This is a genomic window from Microbacterium sp. MAH-37 (assembly GCF_009758255.1).
GTDB lineage: Bacteria > Actinomycetota > Actinomycetes > Actinomycetales > Microbacteriaceae > Microbacterium.
In genome coordinates this window covers 1-761 of record NZ_WSEN01000015.1, presented here as the reverse complement: position 1 = coordinate 761, position 761 = coordinate 1, and the positions used below count along the sequence as shown (strand labels likewise).

General features: G+C 66.9%; 1 protein-coding gene. It reads right to left on the bottom strand.

All coding sequences use genetic code 11. The features are described from left to right. Positions 1–181 precede the first annotated feature (181 nt). Positions 182–761: hypothetical protein (locus tag GON06_RS18440; RefSeq protein WP_157313878.1), on the bottom strand; the 580-nt coding region annotated here is incomplete at its 5' end.

Here is a 761-nt window from a genome sequence, read left to right as displayed (position 1 = left end):
CACAGCGCCGATGGTACTGCAGGGGGGACCCTGTGGGAGAGTAGGACACCGCCGAACTCCTCTTAGGTAAGATGGCCACCCATTGTTGGGTGGCCATCTTGCGTTAACAAGCTCATAGGGAGTCAGAATGTCAGAAGAACAGCAGAATCGTCGCGAGGGCGGGGATTCTTCGCGCTCTGGCTCAGGCTCCTCGAACGATAAGAAGCGCTCGTACTCCGACGCCGCCGGCCGTGCGCCGCGCTCGGGTGGTCATGACCGCAACAGCTCGCGTCGTGACGATCGCGGAGGCTCGGGCGATCGCGCCTACCGCGGCGACCGCTCGCAGGGCGGCGACCGTCCGTACCGCGGCGATCGCCCTCAGGGTGAGCGCTCTTACCGGCGCGAAGACTCGCGCGGTGGCGACCGTCCCAACCGGAACGACCGCGGCCAGGGCGGCGACCGCCCGTACAAGCGCGATGATTCGCGCGGCGGCGACCGTCCGTACCGCAGCAACGATCGTCCCCAGGGGGACCGTCCCTACAAGCGGGACGACTTGCGCGGTGGCGACCGCCCGTATCGGAACGATCGTCCGCAGGGTGACCGTCCCTACAAGCGGGACGACTCCCGCGGAGGCGACCGTCCGTATCGGAACGATCGTCCGCAGGGTGATCGTCCGTATCGGAACGATCGTCCGCAGGGTGATCGTCCGTATCGGAACGATCGTCAGCAGGGTGACCGTCCCTACAAGCGGGACGACTCCCGCGGAGGCGACCGTCCTTACC